General features: G+C 31.6%; 20 protein-coding genes. 11 read left to right on the top strand and 9 right to left on the bottom strand.

What is annotated here, in order from left to right:
- The first annotated feature begins 22 nt into the window (after positions 1–22).
- Complete coding sequence (locus tag G9F72_RS08105; protein WP_224676033.1) at positions 23–1,246, top strand: amidase domain-containing protein; 1,224 nt, start codon at positions 23–25, stop codon at positions 1,244–1,246.
- A gap of 46 nt (positions 1,247–1,292) precedes the next feature.
- Here the strand turns inward: G9F72_RS08105 and nagZ are convergent, their stop codons facing one another.
- A complete protein-coding gene (nagZ, locus tag G9F72_RS08100; protein WP_224676032.1) occupies positions 1,293–2,564 on the bottom strand; it encodes a beta-N-acetylhexosaminidase in 1,272 nt (423 codons plus the stop codon).
- Positions 2,565–2,854: 290 nt separating this feature from the next.
- On the opposite strand from nagZ, the gene G9F72_RS08095 reads away from it, so the two are divergent.
- Positions 2,855–3,733, top strand: a complete 879-nt coding sequence (locus G9F72_RS08095; protein WP_164957827.1) for a DMT family transporter — start codon at positions 2,855–2,857, stop codon at positions 3,731–3,733.
- A 74-nt stretch (positions 3,734–3,807) separates the two neighbouring features.
- Here G9F72_RS08095 and G9F72_RS08090 read toward each other — a convergent pair whose 3' ends face one another.
- Genes G9F72_RS08090 through G9F72_RS08075 form a run of 4 tightly spaced genes read right to left on the bottom strand, consistent with a single transcriptional unit; the run spans position 3,808 to position 7,125 of the window.
- The gene (locus G9F72_RS08090; protein ID WP_164957826.1) at positions 3,808–4,938 is read right to left on the bottom strand and encodes an ABC transporter permease; all 1,131 of its coding nucleotides are present in this window, start codon (positions 4,936–4,938) and stop codon (positions 3,808–3,810) included.
- A 6-nt stretch (positions 4,939–4,944) separates the two neighbouring features.
- The gene (locus tag G9F72_RS08085; protein WP_164957825.1) at positions 4,945–5,727 is read right to left on the bottom strand and encodes an ABC transporter ATP-binding protein; all 783 of its coding nucleotides are present in this window, start codon (positions 5,725–5,727) and stop codon (positions 4,945–4,947) included.
- A 1-nt stretch (position 5,728) separates the two neighbouring features.
- Positions 5,729–6,481, bottom strand: a complete 753-nt coding sequence (locus G9F72_RS08080) for an HlyD family secretion protein (RefSeq protein WP_164957824.1) — start codon at positions 6,479–6,481, stop codon at positions 5,729–5,731.
- A gap of 32 nt (positions 6,482–6,513) precedes the next feature.
- On the bottom strand, positions 6,514–7,125 hold the full coding sequence (locus G9F72_RS08075) for a TetR/AcrR family transcriptional regulator (protein ID WP_164957823.1): 612 nt from the start codon (positions 7,123–7,125) through the stop codon (positions 6,514–6,516).
- 283 nt (positions 7,126–7,408) lie between these two features.
- Here G9F72_RS08075 and G9F72_RS08070 point away from each other — a divergent pair, with 283 nt between their 5' ends.
- On the top strand, positions 7,409–9,940 hold the full coding sequence (locus tag G9F72_RS08070) for a cation-translocating P-type ATPase (RefSeq protein WP_164957822.1): 2,532 nt from the start codon (positions 7,409–7,411) through the stop codon (positions 9,938–9,940).
- Positions 9,941–10,055: 115 nt separating this feature from the next.
- Here the strand turns inward: G9F72_RS08070 and G9F72_RS08065 are convergent, their stop codons facing one another.
- Positions 10,056–10,220, bottom strand: a complete 165-nt coding sequence (locus G9F72_RS08065) for a zinc-ribbon domain-containing protein (RefSeq protein ID WP_125002068.1) — start codon at positions 10,218–10,220, stop codon at positions 10,056–10,058.
- A 576-nt stretch (positions 10,221–10,796) separates the two neighbouring features.
- Here G9F72_RS08065 and G9F72_RS08060 point away from each other — a divergent pair.
- From G9F72_RS08060 to G9F72_RS08040, 5 genes are all read left to right on the top strand, one after another.
- On the top strand, positions 10,797–11,081 hold the full coding sequence (locus G9F72_RS08060) for an ArsR/SmtB family transcription factor (RefSeq protein WP_164957821.1): 285 nt from the start codon (positions 10,797–10,799) through the stop codon (positions 11,079–11,081).
- A 34-nt stretch (positions 11,082–11,115) separates the two neighbouring features.
- Positions 11,116–13,593, top strand: a complete 2,478-nt coding sequence (locus G9F72_RS08055; protein ID WP_164957820.1) for a CoA-disulfide reductase — start codon at positions 11,116–11,118, stop codon at positions 13,591–13,593.
- A gap of 219 nt (positions 13,594–13,812) precedes the next feature.
- Complete coding sequence (locus tag G9F72_RS08050) at positions 13,813–14,265, top strand: DUF134 domain-containing protein (protein WP_164957819.1); 453 nt, start codon at positions 13,813–13,815, stop codon at positions 14,263–14,265.
- A gap of 113 nt (positions 14,266–14,378) precedes the next feature.
- Positions 14,379–15,206, top strand: a complete 828-nt coding sequence (locus tag G9F72_RS08045; RefSeq protein ID WP_164957818.1) for an Mrp/NBP35 family ATP-binding protein — start codon at positions 14,379–14,381, stop codon at positions 15,204–15,206.
- A gap of 39 nt (positions 15,207–15,245) precedes the next feature.
- A complete protein-coding gene (locus tag G9F72_RS08040; protein ID WP_164957817.1) occupies positions 15,246–15,602 on the top strand; it encodes a NifB/NifX family molybdenum-iron cluster-binding protein in 357 nt (118 codons plus the stop codon).
- 59 nt (positions 15,603–15,661) lie between these two features.
- Here G9F72_RS08040 and G9F72_RS08035 read toward each other — a convergent pair whose 3' ends face one another.
- The gene (locus tag G9F72_RS08035; protein ID WP_164957816.1) at positions 15,662–16,054 is read right to left on the bottom strand and encodes a rhodanese-like domain-containing protein; all 393 of its coding nucleotides are present in this window, start codon (positions 16,052–16,054) and stop codon (positions 15,662–15,664) included.
- Positions 16,055–16,307: 253 nt separating this feature from the next.
- Between G9F72_RS08035 and mscL the strand changes: the two genes are divergently transcribed.
- Positions 16,308–16,697: a large-conductance mechanosensitive channel protein MscL gene (mscL, locus tag G9F72_RS08030; protein ID WP_164957815.1), complete on the top strand. Its 390-nt coding sequence runs from the start codon at positions 16,308–16,310 to the stop codon at positions 16,695–16,697.
- Positions 16,698–16,768: 71 nt separating this feature from the next.
- The gene (locus tag G9F72_RS08025) at positions 16,769–17,863 is read left to right on the top strand and encodes a DUF3810 domain-containing protein (protein WP_164957814.1); all 1,095 of its coding nucleotides are present in this window, start codon (positions 16,769–16,771) and stop codon (positions 17,861–17,863) included.
- A gap of 132 nt (positions 17,864–17,995) precedes the next feature.
- Here the strand turns inward: G9F72_RS08025 and G9F72_RS08020 are convergent, their stop codons facing one another.
- Positions 17,996–19,243, bottom strand: a complete 1,248-nt coding sequence (locus G9F72_RS08020) for a C40 family peptidase (RefSeq protein ID WP_164957813.1) — start codon at positions 19,241–19,243, stop codon at positions 17,996–17,998.
- Positions 19,244–19,423: 180 nt separating this feature from the next.
- Here G9F72_RS08020 and G9F72_RS08015 point away from each other — a divergent pair, with 180 nt between their 5' ends.
- Positions 19,424–19,639: a hypothetical protein gene (locus G9F72_RS08015; RefSeq protein WP_164957812.1), complete on the top strand. Its 216-nt coding sequence runs from the start codon at positions 19,424–19,426 to the stop codon at positions 19,637–19,639.
- A 92-nt stretch (positions 19,640–19,731) separates the two neighbouring features.
- Here the strand turns inward: G9F72_RS08015 and G9F72_RS08010 are convergent, their stop codons facing one another.
- Complete coding sequence (locus tag G9F72_RS08010; RefSeq protein WP_164957811.1) at positions 19,732–21,816, bottom strand: methyl-accepting chemotaxis protein; 2,085 nt, start codon at positions 21,814–21,816, stop codon at positions 19,732–19,734.
- Between the last annotated feature and the right edge of the window lie 224 nt (positions 21,817–22,040).

The raw sequence follows: 22,040 nt of genomic DNA, 5'->3' as shown, positions 1-22,040 counted from the left end.
TAACTTGGAGGTGCATAAATCTATGAGAATTATTATTCACAAAAAATGTATGCCTATTATTATTTTATCTTTTACTTTATTATTATTATGTTTGTTTTACTATAAATCGGATAATTTCTACACTAATAAAAATATAGCTATTCCTACAATGGCTTTAATACCTCCTGATAAAACTGAAATTACAAAAGTGCTAGAAAATATTTATAATGATCGTTGTTCCATGTTTATTACTAAAGACCTTACTAATCTTCCTAGTTATTATGATGCATCTCAAAAACTTGGAAAGTGGAGTTTAGAGCATGAAATTAAAAGATTCAAATATTTTAATGATTGGTCAAGTCAAAGAGGTATGAATTTTATAAAAGTTGAATCTACACCTAACGTGAGAAAAATAACTACAACCCAAAGAGGTCTTCGCTTATTAGTGGATGAATATTATAAATTCCAGTATACTTATAAAAATGATGTAACCCCTACTACAAATGTTTTTGGAGTAGGATTAACACACTCAATGGAATTGATAAAAAATGGTGATAAATGGATAATTTATTCTGATTGGTATTTAGATTGTTTTGAAGATGCTCTGAAGTCTTATTTGGGAGAATTAAAAGACATGAAGCTTGATGTTGACAAAGAACCTATTTATACCCTAGGTAATTGTACTAAAATACCATCTGAAGTAAAGGCTATTCCCAAAGGTCATTATAACAAAATAAATGCTGTTAAATATGCAGATAAATACTGTGGAATACCCTGGGCTAGCGAAAGTTTAACAAAATATAATAAAAAGTACACAAATTATACAGGCATTGGTGGAAATTGTACTAATTACGTATCTCAATCAATAGGAGATAGTGAAGGTGGTGGTCTACGATTTGATGGTGCTTGGCACTGTACTTACAAAAAATACGGTGGAGCTGACGGAAGCTCAGCCTGGGTTAATGCCGATGCCTTTAAGAACTATTTGCTTTATAGTGGTAGAGGAAAATTACTAGGAAAAGGGACATTTAAAGAGTTAATTTCGCCCATTCCTGGGTACCCATGTGGTGCAGTACAAAAATTGGATATAGGAGATCTCATTTGTTATGCCAAAGGTAGAGATATAGATCATTTTGCTATAGTAACAGGTTTTGATTCTCATGGTTACCCTCTTGTTAACACACACACCATCGATAGATATCATGTACCTTGGGACTTAGGCTGGGGAGATAAAAATATTAATTTTTACTTAATACATTTAAAATAAGGGTACCAAATTGGTACCCTTATTTTTGATATTTTCTTATAAGATTTTAAAAATTATTTTTTAGCACCTCATATATTTTATTATTTATACCATCAACATCTACAGATTTTATTATTTCATCTTTCAATTTATATTTTTTCTTTAGACTAAGTATTCTATAAACACTTTGATCTATGCTTTGCTTAGATATTTCTCCCTTTGATACTGCGCTTTTCATCGCATTAATTACCGCTACTTCATTATCATAGCCATGACACACAAGCACTATATCAGTTCCTGCCTTTACTGATTTAACAGCAGCTTGGCCAATATTATAGTTTTTTATTATAGCACCCATAGTCATATCATCAGTGATTATAACACCATTAAACTTAAGGTCAGTTCTTAAGATATCAGTAATAATTATTTTTGACAATGAAGATGGATTTTCACTATCTATCTTAGGTAAAAGTATATGTGCAATCATTACTGCATCCGCATTATTTTTTATTGCTTCTGCAAAAGGTATTAGCTCAAAACTCTTTAACCTTTTTAAATCATTATTTACAGATGGTAATCCCATATGAGAATCTACAGAGGTATCTCCATGTCCAGGAAAATGTTTCACTACAGGTATAATATTTTGCGATTGAATTCCCTTCATAGTTTGAATCCCTAAGCTGCTTACTATATTTACATTTGATCCAAAAGACCTGTCCCCTATGACTGGATTCTTTGGATTACTGTTAACATCAAGAATCGGTGCAAAGTTCATATTAAAGCCAAAGGAGCCTATCTCATAGGCTATTGTAGCACCTATCTTATACGATAGTGTCTCATCATTTATTTTTCCTATTGCTTTATTGGTTGGAAATTTTTTAAACTCCATAGGCATTCTTGTTACTCTACCACCCTCTTCATCAATAGACAAAAATAGTGGTATTTTATTTTGTAGATTTTCACTTTTTAATGAATTCAGTAGACTAAGAAGCTGACTTGTATCTTGAACATTATTTGAAAATAATATAACTCCACCTACCTTAGACTTTTCTAGGAGACTTTTAGTATTCACATTTAAGTCATAGCCCTCAATTCCAACTACAAGCATTTGTCCTATCTTCTCATCTATAGTCATTTTACTTATTTGCTCTATGATTGGATCTATTTTTTGAGGCTCTGGTATCACTTCTAAATCTTGTGAATCATTATCTTTTGTTGCCTCATCCTGTACTACAGTATTATTTACATTTTGATTGTTAACCTTCTTAATTATATTACAACCAGACATAATCGGCATAAGCAATATTAACACTAGAATTAGAGTAGATTTTTTAAACAATTACAAGACCCCCTATCTTTATAAAACATCGCTTTCAAACACTATTCTGTGTCCTCCTTCAATTATACTGAATATTATTCTAGGTTTCAAATATTTAACATAATATATGTGCATTGCCTTTCTACTTTTCAACATGCATCCATTCTTTTTATAATTATCTGTCAAAATAGGTTAAAAAGTAGTAACATTAACAGTATAATTTATAAAATATTTAATGTTTATTTTTTTTAAGCACATATGTTTTACTTAAAATAGTAGTCGCATATATCCTCATAATAAGGAGTTGTTTTATGTCAAACAGAAAGATTTATTTATTAATGGTTTTATCTGCGTTCTTTTGGTCAGGGGCATTTATTGCTGGAAAACTTTCCGTACCTTTTATTCCAACCTTCACTTTGACTTTTTTAAGGTTCTTTATTGCCACCACTATTCTTTATTTTGTATTAAAATCTAAAGACAAAAGCAATTATCAATTAACTAAAAAAGATATCCCTATATTTTTATTTACAGGTATAGTTGGAATGTTTGGGTATCATGTTTTCTTTTTTACTGCCTTAAAATATACAACTGCAATAAATTCTTCACTAATAGGAGCCACAAATCCCATAATAACAGCAATTTTATGTATTATATTTTTGAAGGATAAAATAACCTTTAAAAGAGCTATTGGAATAATTTTATCATTTACAGGTGTTTTTTTAACTATAACGAATGCAAACCTATCCACAATGCAAACCCTATCCTTAAACAAAGGTGATTTATTAATGTTTATAGCTGTTTGTTTGTGGGCTGCCTATTCTGTTTTTAGTAAGGTGGTTTTGCATAAATTTTCTCCCCTAATACTAACCTTCTATAGTTTTTTATTTTGTACCATTTTTTTAATTCCTTTTGTTATATATGAAAGGCCTTGGACCTTTATAAATCAAGTTCCCTACTACTCATTTTTAGCCGTGGTATATATGAGTATATTTGCATCTGTTATAGGATATTTAGTTCAGCAAATCTCCATTAAACAAATAGGTCCAAGCAAAACTTCAATCTTCATTAATTTAGTACCTATTTTTTCTATTATACTTTCAGTAACTATATTAAAAGAAAGTATATCAGCGGTAAAGGTTTTTACTGCCCTTCTTATAATTACAGGAGTGTATATATGCCAAAAAAATTAGCGTTCTTATTATAATAAAGAATAAGTGCTAACTCTGTGAATTAGCACTTTCATTTATGATTTATAATTTTTCTCTTAATCTAATGTTTTTCTAAATTGAACTATGCTTAATGTTAATAAAATTAATCCTATAGAAAATAGAATAAACACATCCTTATACATCACTTCCATTCCTACTCCCTTGAGTATAATGCCTCTTAAAATATTCAAGAAATAAGTAAGTGGTATAATACTACCTAAAAACTGAATTATTTTTGGCATTGATTCTCTTGGGAAAATAAAACCAGACAAAAGAATGCTTGGAAGTAGAACTAGGAAACTAAGCTGCATTGCTTGAAGTTGTGTTTTTGCGGCAGTAGATATTAGAATTCCTATAGCTAGTGCACAAATAACAAATCCTAAGCCTAAAAATAATAACAGGGGCAAACTCCCCATAACAGGTACTGAGAACCATCCTACGCCTAAGGACAGTGCAAAAATAAAATCTAAATACCCAATGACAACGTATGGTACAAGTTTTCCGAGTATTAATTCTGGAGCTGTCACTGGCGAAACCATTAACTGCTCAATAGTTCCTCTCTCCCTCTCTCTAACTAAGGCAAAGGCTGTTAATAATATAGTTATATTCTGCATTATTAGTCCTACAAGGCCTGGAATTACAAAGTTTTGATTTCGCAGACTAGGATTATAGAGTACTCTAGTATTAACCTCTACTCCTCCTATTGATGCTTTACTCGGATACTTCTCCATGGACTTACTCCAGAATTTAACACCATATCTTTCTCCTGTTAAAACCCCACTACTAAAAACTGTTCTAGCTGTAGTTGGGTCTGAGCCATCAATTAGAAATTGTACTGCGGGCTTTTCCCCTTTTAGTATTTTACTGCTATAATCTGGAGGAATTATTATTGCTGCATGAACCAGTCCGCTATCTATGGCGCTCTGAACACTTTCTATGTTATTTTCTTCACTAGTTATTTTAAAATATCCTGTATTTTCAAAACTCTTTATAAATTCTCTACTCTCTTTAGTATGGTTTTGATCTATTACTGCTGTAGATATATTATCCAGCTCTGTAGTGACAGCATATCCGAAAAGCACCATCATCATAATAGGCATCATAATTGCTATTCCAAAACTAGCCTTATCTCTTTTAATTTGAATAAATTCCTTTTTAATTATTGAAATAAATCTCTGCATATTCATAATCTATTACTCCTCTCCCAGAGCAAATTTAATATCTTCAAAAGAGCTTTCAATTTTCTCATTGCTCTCTTTTTCAACATATTTTATAAAAACATCTTCTAAATTATTTACCCCTTCTTTTTCAATTAGCTCCTTTGGAGTTCCACTTGCAATAATTTTACCGTTAAAAATAAAGCTTACCATATCACAACTAGCTGCCTCATCCATATAATGTGTTGTAACCAGCACTGTTATTCCACGGTTTGCAAGGGAATAAATTATTTGCCAAAATACCCTTCTTGAAACTGGGTCCACTCCAGCTGTAGGCTCATCTAATACTAATAGCTTTGGTTTATGGATTAGTGCGCAACCTAAAGCCAGACGCTGTTTCCATCCACCTGATAGATTTTTAGTCATAGTTTTTTCCCGCCCTACAAGGCCTGCCATTTTTATTATTCCTTTCTTTCTCTCATCTCTTTCTTTTTTACTTAGACCATATATTCCTGCGTAAAAATCCAGATTTTCATTTACAGTTAATTCTTCATATAAGCTGAATTTTTGAGACATATAACCAATATTCTGTTTTATTTTTTCTCCCTCTTTAAAAACATCATAGCCCAGAACCTTAGCACTGCCCGAGCTAGGAGTTAGAACCCCACAGAGCATTCTAATAGTAGTGGATTTTCCCGAACCATTTGGTCCTAAAAAACCAAATATTTTCCCCTTCGGTACCTCAAAGCTAATATCATTAACTGCAGCAAAGTTCCCGAATTTTTTTGTAAGATTATTTACCTCTATTGCCATATCCATATTATTCACCAGCTTTCAGCATTACGTCTACCATCATTCCTGGCACAATATTTTTATTATCTGTCATTGAAAGCTTAACTTGAAACACAGTCTTTTCTTTTCCTGCTTTTGTTTCAGTATTTTTAGGCGTAAACTCTGACACAGGTGAAATAAATGTTATCTTTCCACTGCCTATTTCCTTCTCATTAAAATAAATACCTAAGACTTCGCCTAATTTAATTTCATGTCTTTTGGACTCTTCAACATATATTTGAGCAAATTTTTCACTATTATTTATTACCTTGGCAATATTCATTCCTGGTGCAACCATTTCGCCTTTGTTTACAAAAACCTCCGTAACTATGCCGTTAAATCCACTCTTTATATTAGTTTTATCTAATTGAAGCTGAGCTAGGTCCACAGCATTTTGTGATGCTTCAATTCCATTATCAGCTTGTTTTATCATATTATCTGTAGCCGTGCTCGGCAAGGAGTCTTTTTTAAGCACTGCAGAATTTAAAGCTATAGTTGCTTGCTTCTTTTGAAGCTCATATAGTTTTGTATCAAGCTGTGCAGTCTTTTCGCCCTGCTTTAGCTCTTGTCCTTGCACTAAACTTATGGAACTAATCACACCACCTACTTCTGTAGAAATATTATAGCTATCACTCTCAACAGTTGCAGTATACCTGTTATCCTCTCCTGCTTTAGATGTACTACATCCCGTGAACATAAAAACTAGGAATAAACTCATAAATGTCAAACTTATCTTTTTCATTATACTTCTCCTTTTGCATTATATTTTTACTATTAAATTTTATTTACCGCAAGTCCGTTTAAGAATAAGTCAATTATTTTATCTACTTCTTGCTTACTTCCAACTTGTTTATTTTCGCCCATAATTTTCTTTTGAATAATATATGCCATAAAAGTTCCGAGTAGTGCTCTGCTAACTAATATTGAATCAAAATCTTTAAATCGACCTTTTGCAATGCCACTTTCAATAAATTCTCCTAATACATCCTTAACTTTAAATACAACATTTTTTAAAAAACTTTCTCTAATATCCTCATGAAACTGAATTTCAGTAATAATAACCTGTATAATATCCCAGTATCTATTGAACACATCTAGTCTGTCCATGAGTAGCATTTTTAATATATCTGCATCATCTTTAGTGGTATTATCTTTTAAAATTTTCCCCACAGGATTTGCTATAAGCTCCTCACTCATAACCTCAATAAGTTTACTCATAACTTTAATTAAAAGATGTTTTTTTGTTTTATAATACCTAAAAACCGTCCCCTCAGCTACCCCTGCATCTTTTGCGATCTCACTAGTAGTTGTTGCACTAAATCCTTTTTTTGAAAACAGCGCTATTGCGGATTCTAATATCTTTTCTTCTTTATTTTCTTTAGCCATTTATCTTCTTCCCTTCACCATAGTATAAAATGAGTGATTACTCACTTTATTATATTTCTTTAACCATGTTTTGTAAAGTATTTTTCGATCTTCCATTTATTTAATAATTATTATCATATATTAATGCATATTATTTACAATTAATTCCCATTAATATCTATAATCATTTCTCAATTGATAATGCTTATTCTTGCAATTATTTTTAAAAATCGCTTAACATTTCTACGTTTGTAGCATATAATAATTAATGTACTAATTATTAATTGATAATGAGGTGTAATAAATGGAAAATAAATCATTAGTAGGTTTGAATAATGAAGAGGTAAAAGTCCTTAGAGAGAAATATGGTTTTAATGAACTTATTAAAATTAAAAAGTCTAATCCTATACTAAAATTTTTAAGTGTATTCAAAGAGCCTATGTTTTTATTATTAGCAGGAGCCGCAACCTTATACTTTATACTAGGTGAACCTCGCGAAGGTAGTATAATGCTTATCTTTGTTCTTTTTGTTGCCACCATAACCTTCGTTCAGGAATGGAAAACCGAAAAGACCATGGATGCGCTAAAAGATTTGACCGCGCCCCATGTTACCGCAATGAGGAATGGCAAAAAACATGTAATCAAAAGCTCAGAGCTTGTACCTTGTGATATAATTTTTTTATCCGAGGGAAACCGTATTCCTGCAGATTGTGAAGTTATTGAGGAATCAAACTTCTCAGTTGATGAATCTTCCCTTACTGGTGAGAGTGAGCCTGTATACAAGGTAGCAATAGGAACTGTAGACTCCTCAAAAGACTATTGGAAACAGGATTATTTATATGCAGGTACACTTTCTAATTTTGGAAAATGTACCGCTAGAGTAAAGACAATAGGCTTTGAAACTGAGTATGGGAAAATAGGGAAAGCAATAAGTGAAACAAAGGAAGAACCTTCTCCTCTTCAAAAAAAGGTATCTCAATTAGTAAAAACTCTAGCTATTGCCGGTTTTATCCTATGTATTATAGTAATAGGTTTTTCCTATATATATACTGGTGAATTTATCAAGAGTATCCTTGCAGGTGTAACCTTGGCTATGGCAATTATCCCAGAGGAATTCCCCGTGGTACTTACAATATTCTTATCACTAGGCGCTTTTAGGCTAGCTAAAAAGAATACCTTAATTCGAAAAATCCCTGCTGTGGAAACTTTAGGTTCTACCACAGTGCTTTGCGTAGATAAAACAGGAACAATTACACAAAACATAATGAGGGCAAAAACTATATATAGCAATGGATTTATAGACCCTGATAAAATGCAGGATAAAGATTTAGCTAAGCTTTTAGTTTTAGCTTGTGAAAAAGATCCCTATGACCCCATGGAAAAAGCTATAGTAGACACTGGCAAAGATAAAATAGACTTAACTGATCTTTACAAGCTTGAGCTAGCTAAAAAATTTGCTTTTGATTCTAAAACTAAAAGAATGGCAAATATTTATAAAGAAAACGCTGCCTACTATATAGCCGCTAAAGGTTCCCCAGAAACTATACTACCCTTATGTAATTTAGCCCAAAATGAAGAAATTAAAATTTTAGATACTATAGATACTATGGCTAACAAGGGATTAAGAGTTCTTGCACTGGCAGATTTAATAACTAATACCCTTAATGATAATTTAGATCAATATAGTTTATGTTTTAGGGGATTAATTGGACTTCAGGACCCACCAAAAGATGGTGTACAGGATGCAATAGCCGTATGTAAAAAAGCTGGCGTAAGAGTAATGATGATAACAGGAGATTATTCTAAAACAGCTATGGCCATAGGAACTGAAATAGGTCTTAATTTTAATAATTGTGCTATTACTGGAGATGAAATTGATATTATGACGGATGAGGAACTTTGCGTAGCCGTTAGCCATTGTGATATTTTCTCAAGAGTAATTCCAGAACATAAAATGAAGATAGTTAAGGCACTTAAAAAGAATGGCGAAATTGTTGCAATGACTGGAGATGGAGTAAATGATGCTCCAGCACTAAAAAATGCTAATATAGGTATTGCAATGGGAAAAAGAGGAACAGAGGTTGCGAAAGAAGCAGCGGATATGATTCTAATGGACGATAATTTTACAACTATAGTTCACTCCATAGAGGATGGTAGAAGGGTTTTTGATAACATTCGTAAAGCTATGGTATATATAATGATAATTCATATTCCTATTATGGCCCTCGCATTATTTTCACCTATTTTTAACTTACCACAAATATTACTACCCGTTCATATTGTTCTTTTGGAGCTGATTTTGGATCCAACCTGCTCTATAGTTTTTGAAGGTGAACCCGCAGAAGATTATATAATGGATCAGCCCCCACGTTCGCCAGATGAACCACTGCTTACAAGAGGTTTAACAAAAAAAGTTATATTGCAGGGTGCAACAATGTTTTTAGCAGCATTTTTACCTTTTCACTATATGGTTGATTCAGGTTTCAGTGCAGACTATGCAAGAACCTTTTCGCTAATGGTACTAATAGTTGGAAATGTAGTTTTAGTCTTAGTTAATAGATCTAACACTAAGTATCTAATTAGTATTTTCAAGGAAAAAGGTAGTAAGGCTAGATTTTACATTAATAGCTTAGCCTTAGTAATGTTATTTTCCATAGTGTATATTCCAGCCGCCCACCCTATTTTTAAAACTGTGGCACTAAATTTTAAGACCGCTATATTAGCCTGCATCCTTGGTGCTGCTTCTACTGGCTGGTGGGAAATCGTTAAGTTTTTTAATAATTCAAAACGCAATAACATAAGAAAAAATTCTATTATTCAGATAGTTAAAGATTAAAAAAAACACGGATAATATTCTTTCAAATATTATCCGTGTTTTTTAATCTTCATGGTTTTCTATAAAAAAATAAACCCTATAGGTTTAATCCTATAGGGTTATAATAATCTTTTTACTATCTTCTGAATCCTCTGTCGTTTTGTTGTTTTCTTGCTCTTCTGCAATCAACACATCTTTGAGGTTCATTATCGAATCCTTTTTCTTTGTAAAATTCTTGCTCGCCTTCAGTGAATACGAAGTCTTTTGAACAGTCTTTACATACTAAAGTTTTATCTGCCATTTTAAACATTCCTCCTTTTTCCAAATATTAAGATCTAACAACCGATTAACAATTATATTCTAAAAAGAGGATATGTTGTTATCTAGTTAATCTCAGCACCAACTGCTACTAAACAGTTAGTATGGCTTTATATTAACATATATAAAAGTGAAATGCAATATATTTTTTATTGTTTTTTAACAAAATTTCTCAAATATTTTATTAAAAACCAAAGATAAATTGCAAGAAACGGTTAACAACTTATTGTAATTTAGAACAATTAGTTAGACCACAATTAAATTATTTATGTTTCCAAGTACAAAAGTTGATTTCCCAATTTCATCTATATGAAATATTACTTTATATTTTTTCATTATATATTACCTTCCTTGCTATAATTAATCATAATATCAATAAAGATATCATGATTAATTATAACATATTATGGCATATAGAAATATTTAAAAAAATTTCGTATTTCTATTGCTTTTTATTTTATATGTGTTATTATATTGTTATATCGTAATATAACAATATAATAATAAACTAATGTAGCTAAATAATATTCAGATGAAAATTCAGGAAAGAGGAATAGCTATGGATACAGATTATGCGAAATATAGTGAAATTGCAGAAATTCTAAAAGTATTGGCACACCCTATTAGGTTATGCATAGTAAAAAGTATATTAGATCAAGGAGAGTGCAATGTAGGCCATATGCAGACATGCTTATCGATTCCTCAATCTACTGTATCTCAGCATCTACAGAAGTTAAGATATGCTGGTGTAATAGAGGGCAAGAGGCAGGGCCTTGAAGTTAACTATAAAATTAGAGATGAAAGAATAATAAAGTTAATAAATTCAATTTTAATATTGAGTTAATAAATAGATTAAAAGAATACAAGGGGGAATAATTGTGATGAAAAAAGTATTAATTGTAGGTGGAGTAGCTGGTGGAGCATCAACCGCAGCAAGACTTAGACGACTAGATGAAAATGCAGAAATAATTATGTTTGAAAGAGATGAATACATTTCTTTTGCAAATTGTGGATTACCTTATTATATTGGCGAAGTAATAAAAGATAGAGATAAACTCTTAGTGCAAACACCTGAGAGTATGAAGGCTAGATTTAATATAGATGTAAGAAATAACAGTGATGTAGTAGGAATTGACACTGTGAGAAAAACTGTAACTGTTAATAGTAAGGCTCGCGGCACTTATGAAGAAAGCTATGATCATTTAGTTTTATCACCTGGCGCAAAAGCAATCAAGCCTAATATAGAAGGTATTAATAGTAAAAGAATATTTACACTAAGAAATATACCAGATACAGATAACATTAAAGCATATGTGGATAAAAAAGGTATTAATACTGCTGTAGTTATTGGTGGAGGTTTTGTCGGCGTGGAAATGGCTGAAAACTTAAAAGAAAGAGGTCTGAGTGTTACTATTGTAGAAGCAGCTCCTCACTTATTGGCTCCTTTTGATACAGATATGGTAATAACCGTTGAAAAGGAAGTTTCAGATAATGGTGTGGAAATAATTTTAAATGATGGAGTAAAAGCTTTTAAAGATAATGAAGACAGTGTGGAAATAGTTTTAAATAGTGGTAAAAAATTAAGTTCTGATATGGTTATATTGGCTATAGGTGTAATTCCAGATACTGGATTTGCAAAAGAAGCTGGTATTAAAACAGGTGCTAGAGGTCATATCTTAGTCAATGATAAAATGGAAACTAGTGCAGAGGGTATATATGCAGTAGGCGATGCAATTGAAGTTGTAGATTTTATAAACAAAACAAATACTGCAATACCACTAGCTGGTCCTGCAAATAAACAAGGTAGAATAGCGGCTGATAATATAGCTGGACTCGCCACTACTTACAAAGGAACCCAAGGAACTTCAATTATTAAGGTGTTTGGCTTAACAGCTGCAAGCACAGGTAATAATGAAAGAACACTAACTAGACTTAACATTCCTCATAAAGTTATATTTGTTCATCCTGTATCTCATGCATCTTATTACCCTGGTGCTCTTTCTATGACATTAAAACTTATTTTTAATGATGAAGGGAAAATACTAGGAGCTCAAGGCGTGGGTTATGATGGAGTAGACAAGAGAATAGATGTACTTGCTACAGTTATACGCCTGGGAGGAACAGTAACAGATTTAACGCAGCTAGAACTTTCTTATGCACCACCTTTCTCTTCTGCTAAGGATCCAATAAATATGGCGGGTTTTGTGGCTGAAAATGTAATAGCTGGAAGAATGGACGTATTAACCACAGATGAGTTTATGGCCTATGATAAAGAAAATGCTATAGTACTTGATGTTCGTACTGATATGGAATTTAGCAATGGACATATAGAAGGTGCTATAAACATCCCTGTAGATAGTTTAAGAGAAAGAATTGGTGAACTTGATAAAAGCAAGGAAATTCTTGAATATTGTCAGGTAGGTCTAAGGGGATATGTAGCTGCAAGAATTTTGCAGCAAAATGGATTTAAGGTTAAAAACTTAACTGGAGGATATAAATCAGTTTCAATTTCAAATTTCAGCCCAAAAAAAGTTGAAAACAGTGAAACATCAAAAAGACAGATTTTAGATCCTGATACCCAAGTTATAAAGAACCAAGTAGATAAAGGCATTGATAATTTTGATAAAAGCCTAGATGCTTGTGGCTTATGCTGCCCAGGACCACTAATTCAAGTAAAAGCTAGTATTGACGAATTAAATGATGGTCAAATATTAAAAGTAACAGCTTCAGATCCCGGCTTTTATGAAGACATTAAATCTTGGTGTACTAAAACAAATAATGAACTGTTAGATTTAAGAAAAGAAAAAGGTATGGTTTATGCCTTTATAAAAAAAAACAATAATTTAAGCAAAGTAAATAAATTCATTGACTCAGATACTGTAGAAAAAAATAATAAAACCATGGTAGTTTTTAGTGGTGATTTAGATAAAGCCATTGCTGCCTTCATTATTGCAAATGGAGCAGTTGCAATGGGTAGTAAAGTTACTATATTATTTACCTTCTGGGGTCTTAACATCTTAAGAAAACCTGAAAAAGTATCTGTAAAAAAAGGATTAGTTGATTCCATGTTTGGATTTATGATGCCAAGAGGAAGTAAAAAGCTTAAACTTTCCCAAATGAACATGATGGGAATTGGGGCTAAAATGATTCGTTCCGTAATGAAAAATAAGAATATAAGTTCTCTTGAGGACTTAATAAAATCTGCCATGGATAGCGGCGTAGAGGTAGTTGCTTGTTCAATGTCCATGGATGTTATGGGAATAACCCAAGAGGAACTCATTGATGGAGTAAAAATTGGTGGAGTTGGTTATTACCTAGGTCAAGCAGAAGACTCAAATGTAAATCTATTTATTTAATATTTTAAGAAGTATGGAATATTGTTTCCATGCTTCTTTTTTCTTCTAGTAGATTTAAGCTTATTTGATTGTAAAGAAATATTGTTTACTTTTATAAATTCTTTACCGCTTTTTCTAATTTGACATTACTGTTAATAAGTTGTAATATTTTATTAGCGTATGCCACCAATAAGGAATATTTCTCATTTAAAAAACATATGAAAGCTGAGGAGAATATTAATGTCAAGACCAGTAAAAAATAGAAGAGTAGAAAACTTACCGGAATATACATACTTTGTACCCGCAGGTAGAAGAAAATGTGAAATTGAAGAAATACTTATAAAGGTTGAAGAGTTTGAAGCCATGAGGCTTAAGGATATTGAAGACTTAAATCAGGAACAATGTGCTGAAAGAATGCAGGTTTCAAGACAAACTTTTCAAAACATAATTGATAGTGCACGAAAAAAGATTGCTATAGCTTTAATAGAAGGAAAAGCAATAAATATAAGTGGTGGAAACTATACAAGAAATGTATGTCAATTTAAGTGTATTTCCTGTGAAAACACTTATGAAATAAAATATGAAGAAGATAGAAAGATTTGTCCCTCCTGTGGTTCTGAAGGAGTTACTTGTAATAAAACAAGTAACTTTTGTCGTAGGCAATGTAATAAGCAGATAATAGATGAAAAATAATTTCATGTGTTTCCGCTCCAAATGAACGTTTATTTATTGGCATTTGACAATAATAAATTCTAGCATTATAATATAGATGGCATATGACAAATAAAAATACGAGGTGATAGTTTATGGCTAATTGTGAAAGTTGTCCATCAAATGCTAAGTGTGATAGTAAAGACACCTGTAGCATAGAAAATAATCCATTAAATAAAGTTAAAAATATTATCGCTGTCATGAGTGGTAAAGGTGGCGTAGGTAAATCAACTATATCTGTTCTTATTGCAAACGAACTTAATAAGAAAGGGTATAAGGTTGGTCTTATGGATTCTGATATTACAGGCCCAAGTATACCAAGGCTACTAGGTGTTAAAGATGTTAAACCATTAATGAATGAATTCGGTATCGTGCCTGTCAGAACAACTGAGGGTATTGATGTTATTTCAATGAATTTTCTTGTGGAAAATGAAGAAGATCCAGTTATTTGGAGAGGACCAGCAGTTTCTGGAGTTGTTAAGCAGTTTTGGACTGACGTTATTTGGGGAGAGCTTGATTACTTAATTATAGATATGCCTCCTGGCACAGGAGATGTGGCACTAACCGTAATGCAATCAATACCAATCACGGGAATTGTTATGGTTTCAACCCCACAGGATTTAGTGTCAATGATCGTTGGTAAAGCAGTGAATATGGCTCGAAAGCTTAATATAGACATAATAGGTTTAATAGAGAATATGAGCTATATTATTTGTCCAGATTGCAGTGAGAAAATAAGAATATTTGAGTCAGATAATATAGAGGAATTTTTAAATAAAAATGATTTGGACTTGCTTGGCGAAATTCCAATGTGTAGAGAAATTGTTAATATTTCTAACAAAGGCATATATAAACTAAATCCTGAATTAACAACTATAGCTGAAAATATTATAAGTAAAATTATTAATAATATAAAAAAATAAAAAATAGACATAGTTAACATAAAAATGGAGGTAAAAAATATGAAAATAGCACTACCTAATAAGGGCAATATGGTAAATCAACATTTTGGGAAAAGTGAAAGCTTTATAATTGCAACTATAGAAGATAAAAAAATTGTGTGCATTGAAGAAATATCTTCAGTAGAACTTGCACATCAACATCAAGGCTTAGCAAACTTACTTGCATCCCATGGGGCAACAGTTGTTATTACTGGCGGAATTGGTGGAGGCGCAATTAGCGGCTTACAGCAGAATGGTCTTAAAGTAATAAAGGGCGCATCCGGTGAATATAAAAAAGTAATTGAGGAATATATTAATGGTACCTTGGAAGATAAAGATGTAACTTGTAATCATCATGGCGAACACCATCACCAGTAAATAGAAAGGAGCATAACCGTGCTCCTTTCTTCTTTTATCTCTACAATTAAAATAATGAGTTATTTTTTTAAATTTCCACTAAAACCTGATAATCCATGGTTCATATGATATATTGGGCCAAAATTATTTTTTAATAATACGCTAACTGCTTTAGGACTTCTACCCCCTGATGCACAGTGAACTAAAATTGGTTTGCCACGAAATTTCTCAAGTTCGCTGATTCTTGAGGCAATTTCATTAACAGGCATTAATTTAGATCCATTTATATGACCAGATTGATATTCACCTTTAGTTCTAACATCTAAAATAACAAGATCTTTAGTATCTTTGATGACCGAAGCAGCCTCCCCACCAGAAACATTCTTTACATTTTTATTAATCTTAATCATTATTTTAGGATAAAACATATATGCTAGTATAAGAATGGCTACGATTGCAAATAAATTATTCATATTTTTTTCCCCTTTAAATTTTATTTTTTAATATTTTTTTGTAACTATATATGTTTTTCTTGCTTTCTCACAATCTTTTAAAGTTAACTATTTTTCACATACCCCCTATAGGTATATAGTATCATTAATATTCAATAAATACAATATAGAATTTGAAAATTATAAGATATAAATTATAAATGTTCACGGAAAATACCTTTGATTATGTACCTGTAAATTGGTAAAATAGAATTTGAAAGGAAGTGTTTCTTATATGTTGAAAGAATTTAAACAATTTGCTCTTAAAGGAAATGTTTTGGATTTAGCAATAGCCGTTATCATAGGTGGTGCATTTTCTAAAATAGTTGCTTCTTTAGTAAAAGACATTATAATGCCTTTACTTGGTTTATTAATGGGCGGAATTGATTTTAGTAGTTTGGCATTGCCAATATCTTTATACGGTAGGGTAGCGGTATCAATTAACTTCGGATTATTTATTCAAGCAATCATAGACTTTTTAATAATCGCATTTTCACTTTTTATATTTATAAAAGCTATAACCGCTGTTAAAAAGAAAAAAGCTGAAGAGGTTATTGTTATTAAACCCTCAAATGAGGAATTACTATTAACTGAAATTAGAGACCTACTAAAAGAAAAAAACTAATGCAAAAATACTCCAAGTATAATTTCGCTTGGAGCTTTTCGTATGATTAATTATATAGGGGGGGTGTTTTTTTGAAGAGATTTTCATCTGATAAGCGATTATTTTTAATCTTACTTTTACCCTTAGGTATTATCCTTTTACAAATGTCTAGAATGTTTCCAAACTTTATAGAAAACTTCTATTCCTCGTTTTTTTATAAGATAATTGCTAGTATTTTAAGTGCAATTACAGGATTTTTACCCTTTTCTCTTGCAGAACTTATAGTTGTATCTTTTTTTACTTTCGTAGTATGGTATATTTCAAAAACAATTTTTATCTTATACAGGAGTAAAAACAAAAAATTGAGTATATTAAAAAACTTTGTTTTAAATGTACTTGCTACATTGGGGGTAATATATTTTTCATTTCAGCTATTGTGGGGATTTAATTATCAAAGACTTCCCCTAGAAAAAGTATTCCAATTAGAAATACGTAAGTCATCCTCAAAAGAACTTGGAGAGCTTTGTGAAATCCTTATAAATAATTCAAATACTCTAAGAACAAAAATAAAGGAAAATCAGTATGGAATAATGGAACTTCCCTATAATCAAAAGGTTATCCTGAAAACTGCTTATTTAGGATATGATAATGCTTCTATAAAATATCCTAAATTAAAAGGTAACTATGGAACACCTAAGGGCATATTACTTTCAATTCCAATGTGCTATACAGGAATTACAGGCATTTATTTCCCTTTTACCAACGAAGCAAACATTAATATGGCAGAACCTGATTCCTTTCTGCCCTTTACTACTGCTCATGAAATGGCTCATCAAAGAGGATTTGCCAAGGAAGATGAAGCAAACTATATTGCATATATAGCCTGTATAAATCATCCTGATATTAACTTTCAATATTCCGGGGCACTCACTGCATTATCTTATTCATTTAATGCATTACAAAAAAGTGATAGTCAAAAATATAGTGAATTGATTTTGACCTGTAGCATCGGTGTACTTAACGACTTCAAGTACAATCAAAATTTTTGGGCGCAATACTCTGGTCCTGTAGAAAAAATTAATGACAAAATTAATGACACTTATCTTAAATCTCAAAACCAAGGTTCTGGAACAAAAAGTTACGGCGCAATGGTAGATTTACTTCTTGCGGAGTACAGGAAAAAATAACTTTCTAAATATGAGGCTACTATTATTAATTAATAGAATTATTTTCATAATTACTATCTAAAATTCAAAAAAATACAGGCAGTTGTTTTTACACAAGTATGCCTGTATTTTTATTTGATTCAAATTATTTTATTATCTAACTCTTCTTGCAGATAAATAATCGCTTCTTGTTAGTGCTGATATTTTAACTACATCACCTGTACTTGGTGCATGTATGTAGGAGTTATTTCCTACATAAATACCAACGTGGTGAGGTGTTCCTGACCCAAAGAACACTAAATCTCCTGGTTGTAAGTTTTCTCGTGAAACAAATTCTCCTGCAGTTATCTGATCATAGGTAGACCTACCTGTGCTAACTCCAAAATGTGCATACACATATTGAGTAAAACCTGAACAATCAAAGGTATTTGGACCTGTTGCTGCCCACTCATAAGGTGTTCCCAAGAATGTTTGCGCATAAGCTATCACTTCATTTGAACTAACTGATGAATCTTTGGGGGATTCACTAACCTCTTGTACTACTTCATTTCTCGGTTCATCTTTTGGCTGGGTCTTTGTTTCATTTTTTACTACATTGCTCACCATACCTCTTGATAGAGAAATTTCTTCAGCTTTTTTAGTAGCCATTGCTATCTCGTATTTACGCGATTGATTTGATGCCTCTTTTATTTGATTCGCAGTACTACCTAATAATGCCTGAGTTTCTGCTATTTCATTCTTATGTAATTTACGCTGTTTTTCAGCTTCTACTATTAATTTGCCTTGCTCTTGTTTCTTTACATTAAGCTTGTCCAATTTATTTTCATTTTCTGTTTGTAATGTTAATATTTTTGTTCTATTGTCATTAAGGGATTTTTTCTTTTGTTCAATATCTTGTTTTTTCACATTCAGTTCACTAATAATTTGGTTATCATATTCTACAATCTTTTTAACATTTTCTGCTCTTGATATAAAATCCTCTAATCCTTCAGACTCTAGCAAAATCTCTAAGTATGTATCTGCACCATTCATATACATTGCTCTCATTCTTTCATTAAATAAATCTTCCTCGCCTTTTATGTTGCTTTTTGCAATTGCAATATCTTTTGTTGTCTGATCTATTTTGTTTTCAGTATCCTTTATCTCACCTTTTGCTTTATCAATTCCTGTGTATATACTCTCAATATCAAAGTCTAACATCTCAATAGATATCTCTAATTTTTCAAAATCCTTCTCTAGCTTAGTATATGAAGCTTGCTGCTCAAGAAGTTGCTGTTTTTGACTATTTAACTGCTCATTTAGTGGTGCTGCTAAAATTGGCACACTTACCGACATAGCTAGTCCACTAGCTATGAGTAAAGATAATATTCTTCTCATCATTCTTCTCATCATTCTTCTCATCATTATCCCCCTATATTAAAAGTTATAAAATGATTATGACTTCTATTTTTTAAATTAACAACATTATAGCACTATATTAGGTCAAATCCTAATACTTATTGCTTATAATTCACATTAATACCATATAAAACGCATATATTGTATTAATAGTTTAATTTAATTTAAGGAGTAAGTATATATATGAGTAAGTCCCTTGATAAACTAATATTCCAGATTAGAAAGGAATGGCTCCAAATTCCTTATGTAATTGATATTGCTTCAAGTATTGAGAATGGAACTGACTGCATCCTTGTTTTTGTAAGTTCAATAAATGCTGAAATAGAAAAAACTATTCCACATAAACTTAATGGATTTCCTGTAATAATTATAGAAACTACAGATTTCTTTATTGGATAAAAAAAGGAAGCATATATTATGCAAAAAGGTCTTGCATAATATATACTTCCTTAATTAGCTAAAGGATAAAGTCTATCATTGTTTATCTATTGCTATAATCTAAAATTACTCATTAAACTTTGTAGTTCCACAGCCATTTGTGTCAAATTTTCAGCAGCATTAGCCACTTCTTTCATTAGTGCTGTCTGCTCCTGCGAGGCTGCTACTACATTTTCAGCATTTCCTGAAGACTCTGTAGAAATCTTAGCCACATTTTCAATGGCCCCTAGCATATTGTGTGTCCCTGCACCTATTTCTTCTGTCACTGCGGACACATCCTGCATTTGAGAAGCTATATAATTTATATCCTCTAATATCTCTCCAAAAGATTTACCTGCCTCATTCACCATGCTTATACCATCTTTAACTGCAATGGTGCCATTATCCATAGCATTAACGGCATTTACTATTTCTTTTTGAATTTCATTTATTAAGCTTGATATATTCCCAGCTGCTGATGCAGATTGTTCTGCCAATTTTCTAACCTCATCAGCTACCACCGCAAACCCTCTTCCCTGTTCACCAGCTCTTGCAGCTTCAATAGCTGCATTTAGTGCTAATAAATTTGTTTGACCAGCAATAGAAGTTATTAATGATACTATACTTCCGATTTCTTTTGATTTATCTCCAAGTATTGACACAGCATGCGAAGACATCGCTACTTTGCCCTGAATATTATTCATTTGTCCTATAGCAGAAGATACTACATCATTTCCTTTTTCCGCCCTCTTTGATGCTTCTAAAGAAGTATTTGTTACTACTTGTATATTATTTGATATCTGTTCCATACCTGTAAATATCTCTTCTGCAATCCTTGTTGTATCATTAGTTATAGCAACCTGCTCGACGCTACCAAAGGCTACCTGTTGAATAGCTAGAGAAACCTGTTCTGCGGATTGTTGTGTTTGATCAGAGCTTGCGGTAAGTTCCTCTGATGTTGCTACTACTTGTTCTAAACTTCCAGTAACCTTTTTGACTAATTCTCTTAAATTATTAGTCATTCTGTTTAAATTGTTTCCCATTGATCCTAGCTCATTCTCACTTCTAACATTTATTATCTGAGTCAAATCCCCCTCTGCAATTGCATGTGAAAGGTCATTTACTTCTTTAATATTTTTAGTAATATATCCACTGAATATAATAACTGCCAATGTCACCAATACACAAGTAATAAGACTTAGTATAACTATATTAACCAATAGCTTATTAATTGGAGCATAAAGTTCCTTTTCTGGTATTGATAGCACTACATTCCAGCCCAATTCTGGTATCTGTTTGTAATATGAAATATTTTTACCATTTTCATCTTCAAAATAAGATATTCCCTCTTTATTTTGTAAAACATCTTGTCCTAGTTTTGCTATGCTTGTATTTTTATCTTCTGTGGCCTTAATTTTCATAATTAATTCTTCAGAAACACCTGCCAAATATGTTCCGTCTCTTCCGAGTAGAATTGCTTTTCCTGTCTGCCCCACTTTAATATTTTTAATATTTTCTTGTATAGTCTTTAAACTCATGTCAGCAGTTGCTACACCTAAAAAATTTTTACTATCATCATATATCGGCGCAGTAGCTGTTAACATAGCCATTTTTAAAGTATCATCATAGTAAGGTTCCTGCCAAGCAATATTTTTTTCAATATTTTTACCTATAGTATACCATGGTTGTTCTGGATAATTATATTTTTCAGTAGCATAATCATCAGTAACCTTTGAAACACCGGCTTCTTTGTATGCATAAGGTCCAAAGAATTTTATATTTTTCTTATATTTATATGGCTCAAACCAAACTCCCACTCCTAATGTGTCTTTATTCGTAGAAAGTACTTCTTCCTGCGTTTTTGTAATTGCTGCCTTTGTTAATACCAAACTACTAGCTCCAGTAAATTTCCCTAAATCAACTGCTATTTGAGCATGCTTTTCCATATCTTTATTTATTAGATTAATAGTTTCTTGTAACTGATGTTTCATCCTATTTTCTATTTCTGTAGTTATGAGTTTTTTAGAAGTATAGTTTGTAAAAATTCCCATTATTGCTAAGGATACTAAAACAATTGGTAAAATGGAAATAAGTATTACGGCCTTAATGGTTTTAACCTTTGTAAAATTCATATTTTTTTTCATTGTAAATTTCGCCATGTCTTCACTCCTTATGTTGTCTTATACTATCATTTATATTTATATTATCGATTAAATTTATGTTATCTTTATATTAATTTTATTAAATATTTAATATAATTCGACTTATTCAAAAATTTAACATTAATTTAACGATATTTTAGGAGAAAATTCCCACATTATTACATTCATTAATAAAGCAAAGTGATTTTTAAAATCATAAGCGCCCATTCTTACTAAAACAA

Origin of the sequence: Clostridium estertheticum (assembly GCF_011065935.2) — a bacterium.
Lineage (GTDB): Bacteria > Bacillota > Clostridia > Clostridiales > Clostridiaceae > Clostridium_AD > Clostridium_AD estertheticum_A.
This window is presented reverse-complemented; position numbering and strand designations above follow the sequence as displayed.

Bases quoted from the DNA above. Each gene is read 5' to 3' on its own strand.
- G9F72_RS08105 (WP_224676033.1), top strand. From the start codon at position 23: ATGAGAATTATTATTCACAAAAAATGTATGCCTATTATTATTTTATCT.
- G9F72_RS08095 (WP_164957827.1), top strand. From the start codon at position 2,855: ATGTCAAACAGAAAGATTTATTTATTAATGGTTTTATCTGCGTTCTTT.
- G9F72_RS08090 (WP_164957826.1), bottom strand. From the start codon at position 4,938: ATGAATATGCAGAGATTTATTTCAATAATTAAAAAGGAATTTATTCAA.
- G9F72_RS08085 (WP_164957825.1), bottom strand. From the start codon at position 5,727: ATGGATATGGCAATAGAGGTAAATAATCTTACAAAAAAATTCGGGAAC.
- G9F72_RS08080 (WP_164957824.1), bottom strand. From the start codon at position 6,481: ATGAAAAAGATAAGTTTGACATTTATGAGTTTATTCCTAGTTTTTATG.
- G9F72_RS08075 (WP_164957823.1), bottom strand. From the start codon at position 7,125: ATGGCTAAAGAAAATAAAGAAGAAAAGATATTAGAATCCGCAATAGCG.
- G9F72_RS08070 (WP_164957822.1), top strand. From the start codon at position 7,409: ATGGAAAATAAATCATTAGTAGGTTTGAATAATGAAGAGGTAAAAGTC.
- G9F72_RS08065 (WP_125002068.1), bottom strand. From the start codon at position 10,220: ATGGCAGATAAAACTTTAGTATGTAAAGACTGTTCAAAAGACTTCGTA.
- G9F72_RS08060 (WP_164957821.1), top strand. From the start codon at position 10,797: ATGGATACAGATTATGCGAAATATAGTGAAATTGCAGAAATTCTAAAA.
- G9F72_RS08050 (WP_164957819.1), top strand. From the start codon at position 13,813: ATGTCAAGACCAGTAAAAAATAGAAGAGTAGAAAACTTACCGGAATAT.
- G9F72_RS08045 (WP_164957818.1), top strand. From the start codon at position 14,379: ATGGCTAATTGTGAAAGTTGTCCATCAAATGCTAAGTGTGATAGTAAA.
- G9F72_RS08040 (WP_164957817.1), top strand. From the start codon at position 15,246: ATGAAAATAGCACTACCTAATAAGGGCAATATGGTAAATCAACATTTT.
- G9F72_RS08035 (WP_164957816.1), bottom strand. From the start codon at position 16,054: ATGAATAATTTATTTGCAATCGTAGCCATTCTTATACTAGCATATATG.
- mscL (WP_164957815.1), top strand. From the start codon at position 16,308: ATGTTGAAAGAATTTAAACAATTTGCTCTTAAAGGAAATGTTTTGGAT.
- G9F72_RS08020 (WP_164957813.1), bottom strand. From the start codon at position 19,243: ATGAGAAGAATGATGAGAAGAATGATGAGAAGAATATTATCTTTACTC.
- G9F72_RS08015 (WP_164957812.1), top strand. From the start codon at position 19,424: ATGAGTAAGTCCCTTGATAAACTAATATTCCAGATTAGAAAGGAATGG.
- G9F72_RS08010 (WP_164957811.1), bottom strand. From the start codon at position 21,816: ATGGCGAAATTTACAATGAAAAAAAATATGAATTTTACAAAGGTTAAA.